The organism is Leisingera sp. S232, assembly GCF_049800895.1.
Taxonomy (GTDB): Bacteria; Pseudomonadota; Alphaproteobacteria; order Rhodobacterales; family Rhodobacteraceae; genus Leisingera.
Genome location: NZ_JBNAFX010000012.1, coordinates 32,212 through 45,623, shown reverse-complemented (window position 1 = coordinate 45,623; position 13,412 = coordinate 32,212). Strand labels below are relative to the sequence as shown.

The 13,412-nt window shown below is 61.3% G+C and carries 12 protein-coding genes; 8 read left to right on the top strand and 4 right to left on the bottom strand.

The features are described 5' to 3' along the window. Window positions 1-106: 106 nt before the first annotated feature. Entirely contained in the window at window positions 107-613 is a 507-nt protein-coding gene (locus ACP151_RS09800; protein WP_424978711.1) for a c-type cytochrome, read from the top strand. Between the two features lie 87 nt (window positions 614-700). Here ACP151_RS09800 and ACP151_RS09795 read toward each other — a convergent pair whose 3' ends face one another. Next, window positions 701-937: a DUF333 domain-containing protein gene (locus ACP151_RS09795; protein WP_424978710.1), complete on the bottom strand. Its 237-nt coding sequence runs from the start codon at window positions 935-937 to the stop codon at window positions 701-703. Window positions 938-1,170: 233 nt separating this feature from the next. Here ACP151_RS09795 and ACP151_RS09790 point away from each other — a divergent pair, with 233 nt between their 5' ends. From ACP151_RS09790 to ACP151_RS09775, 4 genes are all read left to right on the top strand, one after another. After that, on the top strand, window positions 1,171-3,096 hold the full coding sequence (locus ACP151_RS09790) for an extracellular solute-binding protein (protein WP_424978709.1): 1,926 nt from the start codon (window positions 1,171-1,173) through the stop codon (window positions 3,094-3,096). Window positions 3,097-3,105: 9 nt separating this feature from the next. Further along, the gene (locus ACP151_RS09785) at window positions 3,106-4,191 is read left to right on the top strand and encodes a microcin C ABC transporter permease YejB (RefSeq protein WP_424978708.1); all 1,086 of its coding nucleotides are present in this window, start codon (window positions 3,106-3,108) and stop codon (window positions 4,189-4,191) included. Window positions 4,192-4,194: 3 nt separating this feature from the next. Beyond that, window positions 4,195-5,301 (top strand): ABC transporter permease, encoded by a 1,107-nt coding sequence (locus ACP151_RS09780; RefSeq protein WP_424978707.1) that lies wholly within the window; start codon window positions 4,195-4,197, stop codon window positions 5,299-5,301. A gap of 160 nt (window positions 5,302-5,461) precedes the next feature. After that, complete coding sequence (locus ACP151_RS09775) at window positions 5,462-7,051, top strand: ABC transporter ATP-binding protein (RefSeq protein ID WP_424978706.1); 1,590 nt, start codon at window positions 5,462-5,464, stop codon at window positions 7,049-7,051. 350 nt (window positions 7,052-7,401) lie between these two features. On the opposite strand, the gene ACP151_RS09770 is transcribed toward ACP151_RS09775, so the two are convergent. Then, entirely contained in the window at window positions 7,402-7,971 is a 570-nt protein-coding gene (locus ACP151_RS09770; RefSeq protein WP_424978705.1) for a hypothetical protein, read from the bottom strand. Between the two features lie 299 nt (window positions 7,972-8,270). Between ACP151_RS09770 and fnrL the strand changes: the two genes are divergently transcribed. Next, window positions 8,271-9,011, top strand: a complete 741-nt coding sequence (gene fnrL / locus ACP151_RS09765; protein ID WP_424978704.1) for a transcriptional regulator FnrL — start codon at window positions 8,271-8,273, stop codon at window positions 9,009-9,011. Between the two features lie 14 nt (window positions 9,012-9,025). Here the strand turns inward: fnrL and ACP151_RS09760 are convergent, their stop codons facing one another. Both ACP151_RS09760 and ACP151_RS09755 read right to left on the bottom strand, forming a co-directional pair. Further along, window positions 9,026-9,307 carry a hypothetical protein gene (locus ACP151_RS09760; protein ID WP_424978703.1) on the bottom strand — a complete coding sequence of 94 codons (282 nt, stop codon included), beginning with the start codon at window positions 9,305-9,307 and terminating at the stop codon, window positions 9,026-9,028. A gap of 697 nt (window positions 9,308-10,004) precedes the next feature. Beyond that, window positions 10,005-10,844 (bottom strand): universal stress protein, encoded by an 840-nt coding sequence (locus tag ACP151_RS09755; protein ID WP_424978701.1) that lies wholly within the window; start codon window positions 10,842-10,844, stop codon window positions 10,005-10,007. A 207-nt stretch (window positions 10,845-11,051) separates the two neighbouring features. Between ACP151_RS09755 and ccoN the strand changes: the two genes are divergently transcribed. Both ccoN and ccoO read left to right on the top strand, forming a co-directional pair. Beyond that, window positions 11,052-12,662: a cytochrome-c oxidase, cbb3-type subunit I gene (ccoN, locus tag ACP151_RS09750; protein WP_424978700.1), complete on the top strand. Its 1,611-nt coding sequence runs from the start codon at window positions 11,052-11,054 to the stop codon at window positions 12,660-12,662. A 14-nt stretch (window positions 12,663-12,676) separates the two neighbouring features. After that, window positions 12,677-13,405, top strand: coding sequence for a cytochrome-c oxidase, cbb3-type subunit II (ccoO, locus tag ACP151_RS09745; protein WP_424978699.1), 729 nt, complete (start codon window positions 12,677-12,679; stop codon window positions 13,403-13,405). Window positions 13,406-13,412: the final 7 nt, after the last annotated feature.

The following is a 13,412-nucleotide window of genomic DNA, read 5'->3' as shown; positions in this document are numbered from 1 at the left end:
GTGCAAAACTTCAAGATTTGGGCGTTTCGTCGCGCTGTCTATACCTTGCCACTTTGAAGGGGAAGCCTTAGACAACCGGTCAGACAGCTAAATGGACCCGCGATTCATGTTTGACACAATGACCCTTACCAAAGCGACCGCAGGCTTTTGCGGCGCGTTCCTGGTTCTCCTGCTGGGCAAATGGGCCGCAGAGGGCCTGTATCACGTGGACAGCCATGGTGAGGCCGCCTATGTGATCGAAGTCGCCTCGGCCGAAGCCGCCAGCGATGAGCCGGAAGTCAGCTTCGAAGAGCTGATGGCCTCTGCCGATGTTGCCAAAGGCGCAAAAGTTTTCAAGAAATGCTCTGCCTGCCACAAGCTGGAAGACGGCGCGAACTCAACTGGCCCCTACCTCTATGGCGTGGTTGGCCGCAATATCGCTGCCGCACCGGGCTTTGGCTATTCCGGCGCTCTGACCGGCATGGCAGACAAGGCCTGGACTGCCGAAGAGCTGGACGCCTTCCTGACCAAGCCGTCGGCCTATGCGTCTGGCACCACCATGTCGTTCTCGGGTCTGAAGAAACAGAAAGACCGCGTGAACCTGATCGCCTATCTGGACAGCCTGGACAACTAAACCTGTCTACTGTCCCAGCTATCCAACCGAAAAAGCCGCTGCAGACCCGCAGCGGCTTTTTTTGATGGCAGCATTGCCCGGCCGTCATCAGGCCGGGTTGTTTTCCCGGTAATAGGCCAGCGCATCGCGTTCCTGGCCGTCGGGCAGGATGCAGACGCCGATGGGGCCGGCCTTGCCGCTGCGCAGCACATACTGGCCGCCGCTCTGGACGCAGAACGCCTCTTCGGGGCTGGAATAGACCACTTCCTCCTCCTGCTGGGCGCAGGCGCTGAGGGCTGCAACCCCGGCCAGGGCAAGGGGGGCTAGATACTTCACTGTCGGCATTTCTGTCTCCCTGAGGTTCTGACGTTTTTGTGATTCGAGGCTGGCATGCAGTCCAATACCGGGCAAGCAGCCGCTGAAAAGGCTGGCAGGATCGGCCGTTGCACGCCAAAAGGGAGCGTGGCGCGAACAGGAAACCGCCTAATCGCAACTTGAATGTTACCGCCCCCCGCCATTAGCTTGTGGGCAGATAAGATCCTGGGCGCTAGGCCGCAGGCAAAAGGAGGTCATGGCAGATGAATCCCGCTCGAGCTGCGGCGCGCGTGCGCACAATGGACAGGGTGAACCCGCTGCAGGCAGCTGCGGTACTGGCCCAGGCCCTGATGATGGGGCTGATCCTGGCACTGGCGACGGCGACGCTGGTCCGGGCTGAGGACACCATCATCAAGGCCCATGGCTTTGCCGAGTTCGGGGATCTGAAATACCCCCAAGGCTTTGCGCATTTCGACTATGTGAACCCTGAGGCGCCCAAGGGCGGTGAACTGGCGATTTCGGCGGTTGGCACTTTCGACAGCATGAACCCCTACACCCGCAAGGGCCGGGCAGGGATGTTGTCTTCGCAGCACTTCGAAAGCCTGATGGTCGGCTCGTACGATGAACCCGGCTCCTACTACGGGCTGCTGGCCGAAAGCCTTGAGTATCCGGAAAGCCAGGACTGGGTGATCTTCAATCTGCGGCCCGAGGCGCGGTTTTCGGACGGGTCTGCGGTTACGGCTGATGATGTGGTCTTCTCTCACAACATCCTGCTGGAGCAGGGGTTGAAATCCTATGCCGAAGCCGTGCGCAAGCGCATCCCAAAGGCCGAAGCACTGGGGCCGCACCGGGTGAAATTCTACTTCTCGCCGGACTTCCCGCGCCGGGCGATGATTTCCCAGGTGGCCGGCACGTCGGTATTCTCCAAGGCTTGGTTCGAGGCCGACCCCGAAAACCGCCGCATTGACGAACCGCGGCTGGAACCGGGCATCGGCTCGGGGCCTTACGTGCTGGACAAGGCAGAGGTGAACCAAAGCATCATTTACCGCCGCAACCCGGACTACTGGGGCAAGGACATCAACGTGAATATCGGCCGCCACAACTATGACAGCATCCGGGTTGAGTACTTTGGCGATGCGGTGGCCGCGATGGAAGGGTTCAAGGCCGGTGTCTACACGCTGCGCCCTGAAAACAGTTCTAAAAGCTGGGCCACTGCCTATAATTTTGATGCGGTGAACGCAGGCGAGGTGGTCAAAGGCGAAATTCCGGACGGAAACGTGCCTGCGGCCTCTGGCTTTGTGATGAACCTGCTGCGTCCCAAATTCCAGGACATCCGCGTCCGCGAGGCGCTGCAGCTGGCCTATAATTTCGAGTGGACCAACGAAAGCCTGCAATATGGGTTGTTCCGCCACCAGTCCTCTTTCTGGCAGGACACGCCGCTGCAGGCCGAGGGCCTGCCCGAAGGCCGCGAAAAAGAGGTGCTGGAGGCGCTGGACGGTCAGATCGACCCATCGCTACTGACCTCGGAGCCGGTGATGGCGCATGCCTCCAAACCGGCCCGCCCCGGCGACCGCAAGAACCTGCGCCGCGCCATGAAACTGCTGGACGAGGCTGGCTGGACCGTCGGCAATGACGGTGTGCGCCGCAACGCGGACGGCGAGGTGTTCAAACTGGAGTTTCTGGTCGACAGCCCGACCATCGAACGTATCGTGCAGCCCTATGTCACCAATCTGAACACCATGGGGCTGGAGGCTGTGGTGAACCGGGTCGATTACGCGCAATTCACCAGCCGCCGCCGCGAAAAGGAGTTCGACATGATCTCCTCCGCCTACCGGATGTCGCTGGAGCCTTCGACCGGCCTTTACCAGCAGTTCGGCTCGGAAGCGCACGAGTACTCGGTCTTCAATCCCGCAGGGCTGGCAGATCCGGCGGTGGACGCGCTGATCGGCAATATCGTCGAAGCCAAGACCCAGGAAGATCTGCGCGCCAATGCCCGCGCCCTCGACCGGGTGCTACGCGCCAAGCGGTTTGCCGTGCCGACTTGGTATCTGGACGTCAATTGGATCGCCTATTGGGACATGTACAGCCAGCCGGAAAACCTGCCGCCCTACAGCCCGGGCTTCCTGGACCTGTGGTGGATTGACGATGCCCGCGAGGCGGCGCTGAAATCCTCTGGCGCGCTGCGGTAAGCCACAGCCATGGCCGCCTATATCCTCCGCCGCCTGCTTTTGGTGATCCCGACGCTGTTCGGCATCCTGGTGGTGAATTTCGCCCTGGTCCAGTTTGTGCCCGGCGGCCCTGTCGAACAGATCATCGCCCAGCTCGAAGGCGGCGGCGATGTGTTCGAGGGCTTTGCCGGCGGCGGCGGCGACACCGGAACCGAGACCATCGGCGCCAATGAAAACTACGCCGGCCGCCAGGGCCTGCCGCCGGAGCTGATCAAGGAGCTGGAAGAGCAGTTTGGCCTCGACAAGCCGCCCTTGGAACGGTTCGCCACCATGGTCGGCAACTATGCCACCTTCGATTTCGGCGAGAGCTACTTCCGCAAGATCGACGTCACTGATCTGGTGTTGGAAAAAATGCCGGTCTCGATCTCGCTGGGCCTGTGGTCGACCCTGATCGCCTATCTAATCTCGATCCCGCTGGGCATTCGCAAGGCGATGAAAGACGGCTCCTCCTTCGACACCTGGACCAGCGGCGTGATCATCGCGGCCTATGCCATCCCCGGTTTCCTGTTTGCCATCATGCTGCTGGTGCTGTTTGCCGGCGGCTCTTACTGGCAGATCTTCCCGCTGCGCGGGCTGACGTCCGACAATTGGGACAGCCTCAGCCTTATTGGCAAAATCCTGGATTACTTCTGGCACATCGCGCTGCCGGTCGCAGCCTCGACCATTGCGGCCTTCGCCACCCTGACGCTGCTCACCAAGAATTCCTTTCTGGATGAGATCAAAAAGCAATACGTCATGACCGCCCGTGCCAAGGGGCTCAGTGAAACGCGGGTGCTTTACGGCCATGTGTTCCGCAATGCGATGCTAATTGTGATTGCCGGTTTCCCGGCGGTTTTCATCGGCGTGTTCTTTGCCGGCTCTCTGATCATCGAGACGATTTTCTCGCTCGACGGGCTGGGCCGACTGGGGTTTGAAGCTGCGGTGGCGCGTGACTATCCGGTGATGTTCGGCACAATGTATATCTTCGGGCTGATGGGGCTGGTGGTCGGCATCCTCTCTGACTTGATGTATGTGTTCGTCGATCCCCGCATCGACTTTGAAAAGCGGGAGGGCTGATCCATGGCGTTATCCCCCCTGAACCAGCGCCGCTGGCATAATTTCTGCAAAAACCGCCGTGCCTACTGGTCGCTGTGGATCTTTTCGGTGCTGTTCGGCCTGTCGCTCTTTGCCGAATTCATCGCCAACGACAAACCGATCCTTGTCAGCTACCGGGGCGAGGTCTATGCACCGGTGTTCAAATTCTACCCGGAAACCAAATTCGGCGGCGATTTCCAAACAGAGGCGGTTTATTCCGATCCGGAAGTCGAATGCCTGATCCGCTCCGGTGGGGTGGAAGACTGCTTTGACGAACCAGCAGCCATCCTGGAGGAGATCACGACCGGCACCTATGCAGCGGAAGGCTTCGCAGAAGGCTGGACCCTATGGCCGCCCATTCCCTACAGTTTCAACACCACGGTGGACCGCCCGGGTGCTGCGCCGCTGCCGCCGGGCGGGCTGAACCTTCTGGGCACCGATGACACCAAGCGCGATGTGCTGGCGCGGGTGATCTACGGTTTCCGCCTATCGATCCTGTTCACCCTGATGGTCACAGGCGCCGCCAGCCTGATCGGCATTCTGGCCGGCGCTGTGCAGGGCTACTTCGGCGGTCTCACCGACCTGATCTTCCAGCGGGTGATCGAGGTCTGGGGATCAATCAACTCGCTTTATGTGATCATCATCATGTTTGCGATCCTGGGGCGCAGTTTCTGGCTGCTGGTGGGTCTGATGATCCTGTTTGGCTGGACCGCTCTTGTCGGTGTGGTGCGGGCCGAGTTCCTGCGCGCCCGCAACCTGGAATATGTCCGCGCCGCCAAGGCACTGGGCGTCGGCAACCTGACGATCATGTTCCGCCATATGCTGCCCAATGCGATGGTGGCGACGCTGACCATGCTGCCCTTCATCATCACCGGCACCATCGGCCTGCTGGCCGGGCTCGATTTCCTCGGCTTCGGCCTGCCGTCCTCGGCGCCGTCCCTGGGCGAGCTGACCCTGCAGGCCAAACAGAACCTCGAAGCGCCCTGGCTGGCTTTCACCGCCTTCTTCACCTTTGCCATCATGCTGTCGCTCTTGATTTTCATTTTCGAAGGCGTGCGCGATGCCTTCGACCCGCGGAAGACGTTTTCATGACCGGCTCAGACTTGTTTGAAATGCATCGCCCGGCGGGACGCCGGGCAGTGCCCGTCCGCCCCGCCACGCCAAAGGCGTGCTTTCAGCACGACGGGCGGGTACTTCGTTTCCGCCCTCGGACGGGCAGTGCCCTCATGGTGGTGTCGAAAGGGGAAACACAATGACCGTTACAGCCCCTCTCCTGAACGTCCAGAACCTCCGCGTCTCCTTCCGCCAGGACGGCCAAGTAAGCGAAGCCGTCCGCGGCGTCTCCTTCTCTGTCGGGCGCGGTGAAACCGTGGCGCTGGTGGGCGAAAGCGGCTCCGGCAAATCGGTCTCGGCGCTCTCCACCGTGTCGCTCCTGGGCGACAGCGCCATGGTGACAGGCTCCGTCACCTATGACGGCACCGAGATGGTCGGCGCCAGCGAACGCCATCTGATGCAGGTGCGCGGCAATGACATCAGCTTCATCTTTCAGGAGCCGATGACCTCTCTCAACCCGCTGCACACGATCGAGCGCCAGCTGGAGGAATCCCTGGCCCTGCATCAGGGGATTTCCGGTCAGGCCGCCCGCGCCCGCATTCTGGAACTGATGGAGAAGGTCGGCATCCGCGACGCGGAAAACCGGCTGACGTCTTATCCGCATCAGCTGTCTGGCGGGCAGCGGCAGCGGGTGATGATCGCCATGGCGCTGGCCAACAAACCCGATATCCTGATCGCGGATGAGCCGACCACGGCGCTGGACGTGACCATCCAGGCGCAGATCCTCGACCTGCTGGCGGATCTCAAGGAAAGCGAAGGCATGGGGCTGTTGTTCATCACTCATGACCTGGCCATCGTGCGCCGCATTGCCGACCGCGTCTGCGTGATGAAGGACGGCGAGATCGTCGAGGAAGGCCCGGCTGCAGAGATCTTTGCCAATCCGCAGCACCCCTATACGCAGAAACTGCTGGCGGCAGAGCCCTCCGGCCAGCCACAGCCGGTGCCGCAAAACGCTGATACGCTGGTGGCGGCCAAGGATCTGAAGGTCTGGTTTCCGATCCAGAAGGGGCTGCTCAAACGTACTGTCGGCCATGTGAAAGCCGTGAACCCAATGTCGCTGTCCGTGCGTGCCGGTGAAACCCTGGGCATCGTGGGAGAGAGCGGCTCGGGCAAGACCACGCTGGCGCTCGCCATCATGCGGCTGATTGCGTCCGAGGGCGCAGTGGAGTTTCAGGGACAGGACCTGCGCAAGTGGTCCACCCGCGAGCTGCGACGCCTGCGCAAGGACATGCAGATCGTGTTCCAGGATCCGTTCGGCTCGCTCAGCCCGCGGATGACCTGCGCCCAGATCATCTCTGAAGGGCTGGCCATTCACAATGTGGATCAGCACCGCGATCCGCGTGAACTGGTGGCTGAGGTGATGCAGGAGGTCGGTCTCGATCCTGCAGCCATGGACCGCTACCCGCATGAGTTTTCCGGCGGCCAGCGCCAGCGCATCGCCATTGCCCGCGCCATGGTGCTGCGGCCCAAACTGGTGGTGTTGGATGAGCCGACCTCGGCGCTGGACATGACGGTGCAGGTGCAGATCGTCGAACTGCTGCGCGATCTGCAGGCTCGATACGGGCTGGCCTATCTGTTCATCTCTCACGACCTCAACGTGGTGCGGGCGATGTCGCATAACGTGGTGGTGATGAACCAGGGCGATGTGGTGGAGACCGGAGCCGCCGAAGCGCTGTTTGCCAATCCCCAGGCCGAGTACACCCGCCGTCTTCTGGCTGCCGCCGGTTAAGCCGCCGCAGGTTAACTCCTCGGCAAGCTTTGCAATATCTATGCGTGCGCAACCCGCGCAACGCCCAGAAGTTGCGGCAGCGCCGCTGACCAAATGTTTCGCACGCGAAACATTGCGGCAGAAATACTGACCTATCAGGCTGTGTTTTTGGCCGACTGTATTTTGAACGGGCTGTGTTTTCAAAGGACAGCGAGGCACTCCCGCGCCCGCTGGTGCCCGGGCTGCGCCGGACCCCCTGGGGGGCGTTGGGCGCGGCCCAGCGCCACGGGCGCTGAGCCTCGCCCAACGGGAGCGCTGCGCCTTTGGCGCGGCGGCGACGGGCGGGAGAAATGCGCCGCTCAACGATTGTGTCAGAAGGCGGTGCGGCGGTCGAAGCAGCTCAGGTCGTAGGCGTCAAAGTTGCGGGCGATCATCTGGGCCAGCGGAAGGGCTTCCCTGCAGATATCCAGCCCCTGGGCGGAAATCTGTAACATACCCGGAAAGGCAGCGCTGACTTCCTGGAACATCCGCTCCAGTTGGTCTGCGCTGATGGCAAACTGCGACAGGATTTCTGTGCGGCAAATGCGGAAATCGCACATCAACGCCTCAATCAGCCGTGCCCGCAGCAGATCTTTACCACCAAGGGCATGGCCGTGGGGCGTGGCGAAGTGCCGGTCCCGGATGGTGCGGATATGGGTGGAGCTGGCCAGCGCATGCAGCCGCCAGTCGCCGATCTCGTTCGGGTCAATCTCCACCGAGAACTCCGCTCGCAGCGCCCGCGGCTCGGCTTTGGTGATGGCGGCAACCAGATCGCGGATCAGTTCTGCACTGAGCAAAGTTGGCGTGCCACCGCCCCAAAGCAGCCGGGACAGGGTGATGTCTTTGGGCAACTGTGTCAGCAGCGCAATTTCGGCGTTCAGAACCCGGACCTTAGCTTTCACCGATGCGTCGGAATGGGTACCTTGCGTGCGGCAGGCACAAAACCAGCACACTCTGCGGCAGAACGGCACATGAACCTACAGCGAGATGCAGCTGCCGGGGGAAATTCTGAAAACCCAACTGGAAAACTGTAATGAATCAAGCCCCTTGGTGAAATGCAGCGCAGCGGGATAGCTGGCGTGGCACGGCACATTGGAGACAAACAAACCCAGCTCGGCCAATTGAGCTTTCTGTTTCATTCCATTACCGTTATGGGAACGCGTGACCCAGAACCTTGATCCAGATCAACCGGGATTACCGAATGAACGCTTCTTCCTTTGCCCAGCTCAGATGCGGTGACTGCCCGATCCGCCATCGGGCCGTGTGTGCGCGCTGCAATGCGGATGAGCTGGAGGCGCTGGATGCGATCAAATACTACCGCACCTATGAAGCCGGCCAGCCGATCATCTGGTCCGGCGATGTGATGAATTTCGTGGGGTCCGTGGTCTCGGGCATCGCCACGTTGACCCAGACGATGGAGGATGGGCGCACCCAGATGGTGGGGCTCTTGCTGCCCAGTGACTTTGTCGGCCGTCCGGGGCGTGAAGGTGCTGCCTATGATGTGGTCGCAACCACCGATGTTGTGATGTGCTGTTTCCGCAAGAAGCCGTTTGAGGAGCTGATGGAACGCACCCCGCATATTGCGCACCGGCTGCTGGAGATGACACTGGATGAGCTTGACGCAGCCCGCGAGTGGATGCTGGTGCTGGGCCGCAAGACTGCGCGCGAGAAAATTGCCAGCCTCCTGGCGATTATTGCACGCCGCGACGCCACGCTGACACCAGGCGGAGCCACCAACCGGATGGTGTTCGACTTGCCGCTGACCCGTGAAGCCATGGCCGACTATCTGGGCCTGACCCTGGAAACCGTGAGCCGCCAGATCTCGGCGCTCAAGAAGGACGGGGTGATCGAGCTGGAAGGCAAGCGCCATGTCACGGTTCCGGATATGCGTCTGCTGATGGAAGAGGCCGGCGACGACAGCGATGGCGGATTTCTCGGTTAAAGCTGTTTTTCCAATCAAGCCTGCGTATTCGATGGCCGCGGGGCGGCCCGTTTTGACAGGCTGCGCGGGGCTGTGGGCAGCAAACACCACAGCCGCAGCACGCGCGGCAGCTGTGGTGCTTCTGTGAAAGGGGCGACCAGCTCGCCACAGTAGAGCTGGCGCAGATCGCCAGGCCTGCGTTTGAGGATCGGCGGTTGTTCTGGTGCCATGACCGGGATTGCAACGCCCGGCATTGCGGTGATGTGCACAGTGCAGGGCTGGGCCTGTTCGCGCAGGAGACGGAGGATGGTAGCCATTTGACCGAAGGTCGCAGTGAAATCCAGCAACATACGTGCGCCTAGCGTCATTGGCATCACCAGTTTCTGGTGGCGCTCAAACCACCAACGCCCGCAGCGGCCTCAAAGGCAGGCAAGGCGCCGTGTAGCCGGAGCCATGACTGAGAGTTCGTTTGGCTCTGTGATTTCAGAGAATTGATTTTCGGCCAAGAGGCTGCCAGCGCTTTGATGAGAGTAAAGAAACCTGCCACTGCGCAACGGTAGCAGAAGATGTCAGAGCCTGCCCGCTGCGCCGGGGTGCCAGGCGCTAGCGCGGATTACATTCCCACAACTGCGCATCGGACCGCCAAAGCCTGTGCTGCGGGGCATGACGGCGGAGCATGGGCCCAATCTGGCGGGCCTAATCGCCGGCGCCTTGCAGGTTGCGGACCCCGCCGCCAAGGCTGCGGAGGTTATTGCATGCCGCGCTGTCTTTCAGACCATGCATTGCATCGGCTGAAGGCCGGATGCCCATTCGGTGCTCTCCCGCGCCCGCGCGTGCCCGGCTGTGCCGGACCCGCTGGCGGCCTTGGGCCAGGCTCGGCGCAACGCGCCGAGCCTGGCCCAACGGGAGGAGGCCTTTCGCTAGAAAGGCAGACGACGGGCGGGAGAGGCTGCGGTCTGCTGAAGGGGGCATGGCGCCCTGCAAGAGCGCTTGTATGGATAGGCGTTCCTGGCCCTAATGCGCCATCAGCACCGGCACGGCGGCCTGTTCCAGCATATTGCGGGTGGCACCGCCCAGGATTGCCTCGCGGAAACGGGAATGGCCGTAAGCGCCCATCACGATCAGTTCGGCGGCGGTGTCGGCGGCGTGGCGGTTCAGCACGTCCGAAACCCGGGGCAGAGTCTTGCTGAGCACGTCGATTTCACATGTCACCCCGTGGCGGGACAGCATTTGAGCCAGCATGCCGCCGGGGTCCGAGCGTTCGGGGCCGTGCTGTGGCGGGTCAATCACCGCGATGCGGACCAGATCCGCGCTTTGCAGGAAGGGCATCGCCCGGCGGATCGCTGTCATTGCCTCGATGCTTTCGTTCCAGGCCGCCAGAACAGTCTTGGGCTGTGTCAGCGGCGCAGTATCGTCTGGCACCACCAGCACCGGAGCGCGGCCTTCGAACAGCGCCGATTCGACAATTGGCTCTGCCTCGGCGCGCTTGCCTTCCCCGTAGGGCTGACCCAGCACCACCAGATCGGAGAACCGTGCAGCCTGTGCCACATGGCGGCCGATGTCGGCAATCTGGGCCACGCCATTGTCGGTGCCAAATGCCGCTCCCGCCTGTTTCAAGGTCGCGTCCGCCTCAGCCTGGACCTTTTCGGCTTCGTCACGGGCGCGGGCCAAGGTTTCCTGCAACACCAAGGCGTTGGCGCCGGCATAATAATACCCTGTCTGCGTGCGGTCGACACCCAGACAAAGCGCATCGGCGTGGGCGCCGAAGTGTTCAGCCAGGGCCGCAATTTGCGCCAAAGGCGGCGCCGCGGTCTCCGTAGCTGTGAGTACAGTAAGCAAGGACTTGTAAGACATTGATACCTCTCGGCGAAAAAGACAAAGCGCCGGCCCGTGCGGGAAGGCGCGCGCGGAGTTTCACTGCAGGGAAGAAGTGTCACATGTTACTGGGAATTGTCTTGATGCAGATCAAAGCGGCAAAGAAGCGCGTTCTGCATGAAGGGCGCGGTCTAATAAGAGCCTTTGTGAGTCAAGATTCGCCGAGGTATGACAAAGGGACGCAAGATGTCTAATTATATCAAGCTGATAGCGCTTGGCCTGATCACGCTGTTTGCGATGATTGGTGCCAATTACGCGCGGGATCTGGCTTACCAGGTACATGCGATCATCGTGATGATCGTGGCTGGCGGCCTGTTTCTTTACACTTTGCGCAGAACTGACGAGCCGAAAGCGGCGGTTGCCGGTCTGGAAAATGAGTATTTCGACAGCGTGATCCGCGCTGGCACGATTGCAACCGCTTTCTGGGGCGTGGTCGGTTTCCTGGCGGGAACCTTCATCGCGTTTCAGCTGGCCTTTCCGGCGCTGAACTTTGAATGGGCCGAGGGCCTTGCCAACTTTGGCCGCCTGCGCCCGCTGCACACTTCGGCGGTTATCTTTGCCTTTGGCGGCAACGCGCTGATCGCCACCTCCTTTTACGTTGTGCAGCGGACCTCTGCGGCACGGCTGTGGGGCGGCAACCTGGCGTGGTTCGTGTTCTGGGGCTATCAGCTGTTCATTGTGCTGGCGGCAACCGGCTATCTGTTCGGCTCGACCCAGTCCAAGGAATACGCCGAGCCGGAATGGCATGTGGACCTGTGGCTGACCATCGTGTGGGTCGCCTATCTGGCGGTGTTTCTGGGCACCATCATCAAGCGCAAGGAGCCGCATATCTATGTGGCGAACTGGTTCTACCTGTCGTTCATCGTCACCGTGGCGATGCTGCATCTGATCAACAACATGACCATCCCGGTTTCGATCTGGGGCTCCAAGTCGGTGATCGTGTGGCCGGGCGTGCAGGATGCGATGATCCAGTGGTGGTACGGCCACAACGCTGTGGGCTTTTTCCTGACCGCAGGCTTCCTGGGCATGATGTATTACTTCATCCCCAAACAGGCCGAGCGTCCGGTGTTCTCTTACAAGCTGTCGATCATCCACTTTTGGGCCTTGATCTTCCTCTATATCTGGGCCGGTCCGCACCACCTGCATTACACGGCGCTGCCGGACTGGGCCTCGACCCTGGGCATGGTGATGTCGGTGATCCTGTGGATGCCCAGCTGGGGCGGTATGATCAACGGGTTGATGACGCTGTCGGGCGCCTGGGACAAGCTGCGCACCGACCCGGTGATCCGGATGATGGTGATCTCGCTGGGCTTTTACGGCATGTCCACTTTTGAAGGTCCGATGATGTCGATCCGCGCAGTGAATTCGCTGTCGCATTACACCGACTGGACCATTGGCCACGTGCACTCCGGCGCGCTGGGCTGGAACGGCATGATCACTTTCGGTGCTCTGTACTATCTGGTGCCGGCGCTGTGGAAACGCGAGAGCCTCTACAGCCTGCGGCTGGTCTCCTGGCACTTCTGGCTGGCCACGCTCGGCATCATTCTCTACGCGGCGTCGATGTGGGTGACCGGGATCATGGAAGGCCTGATGTGGCGTGAAGTGGATGCCAACGGGTTCCTGGTGAACTCCTTTGCTGACACCGTGGCTGCGAAGTTCCCGATGTATGTGGTGCGGGGTCTGGGCGGGGTGATGTTCCTCGCAGGGTCGATCATCATGTGCTACAACCTGTGGATGACGGTCCGTAAGGCGCCGGCCAAAGAGGCCAGCCTGACGGTCCAGGTTCCGGCTGAATAAGGAGCCAGGAAGCAATGTCTATTCTCGACAAACATAAGATCCTCGAGACCAACGCGACCCTGCTGCTGATCTTCAGCTTCCTGGTCGTGACCATCGGCGGCCTGGTGCAGATCGCACCGCTGTTCTATCTGGAAAACACCATCGAGAAGGTGGAGGGCATGCGTCCCTACACCCCGCTCGAGATGGCGGGCCGCGAGGTCTATATCCGGGAAGGCTGCTATGTCTGCCACAGCCAGATGATCCGTCCGATGCGCGATGAGGTGGAACGCTATGGCCATTACTCGCTGGCGGCGGAGTCGATGTATGACCGCCCATTCCAGTGGGGCTCCAAGCGGACCGGGCCGGATCTGGCCCGTGTCGGCGGTCGCTACTCGGATGAATGGCACGCAGACCACCTGCGCGACCCGCAGGCGGTGGTGCCAGAGTCGGTGATGCCGAAATACGGCTTCCTCGAAGAGAAGAAGATCGACGGCAGATACATTGGCGATCTTCTGGCCACCAATGCGATGCTGGGCACGCCCTACACGGACGAGATGATCGAAGCCGCACAGGCTGATTTCCGCGCCCAGGCCGATCCGGACAGCGACTATGACGGGCTGCTGGAGCGCTATGGCGAGGACATCAATGTGCGCAACTTTGATGGCAAGTCGGGGATCTCCGAGGCCGATGCGCTGATCGCCTATCTGCAGATGCTGGGCACGCTGGTCGATTTCTCGACCTTCACCCCGGACGCAAGCCGCTGAGGGAGGA

Coding starts and splice junctions, on each gene's coding strand:
- ACP151_RS09800 (WP_424978711.1), top strand. CDS start 107: ATGTTTGACACAATGACCCTTACCAAAGCGACCGCAGGCTTTTGCGGC.
- ACP151_RS09790 (WP_424978709.1), top strand. CDS start 1,171: ATGAATCCCGCTCGAGCTGCGGCGCGCGTGCGCACAATGGACAGGGTG.
- ACP151_RS09755 (WP_424978701.1), bottom strand. CDS start 10,844: ATGTCTTACAAGTCCTTGCTTACTGTACTCACAGCTACGGAGACCGCG.
- ACP151_RS09760 (WP_424978703.1), bottom strand. CDS start 9,307: ATGGCTACCATCCTCCGTCTCCTGCGCGAACAGGCCCAGCCCTGCACT.
- fnrL (WP_424978704.1), top strand. CDS start 8,271: ATGAACGCTTCTTCCTTTGCCCAGCTCAGATGCGGTGACTGCCCGATC.
- ccoN (WP_424978700.1), top strand. CDS start 11,052: ATGTCTAATTATATCAAGCTGATAGCGCTTGGCCTGATCACGCTGTTT.
- ACP151_RS09785 (WP_424978708.1), top strand. CDS start 3,106: ATGGCCGCCTATATCCTCCGCCGCCTGCTTTTGGTGATCCCGACGCTG.
- ACP151_RS09780 (WP_424978707.1), top strand. CDS start 4,195: ATGGCGTTATCCCCCCTGAACCAGCGCCGCTGGCATAATTTCTGCAAA.
- ACP151_RS09775 (WP_424978706.1), top strand. CDS start 5,462: ATGACCGTTACAGCCCCTCTCCTGAACGTCCAGAACCTCCGCGTCTCC.
- ccoO (WP_424978699.1), top strand. CDS start 12,677: ATGTCTATTCTCGACAAACATAAGATCCTCGAGACCAACGCGACCCTG.
- ACP151_RS09795 (WP_424978710.1), bottom strand. CDS start 937: ATGCCGACAGTGAAGTATCTAGCCCCCCTTGCCCTGGCCGGGGTTGCA.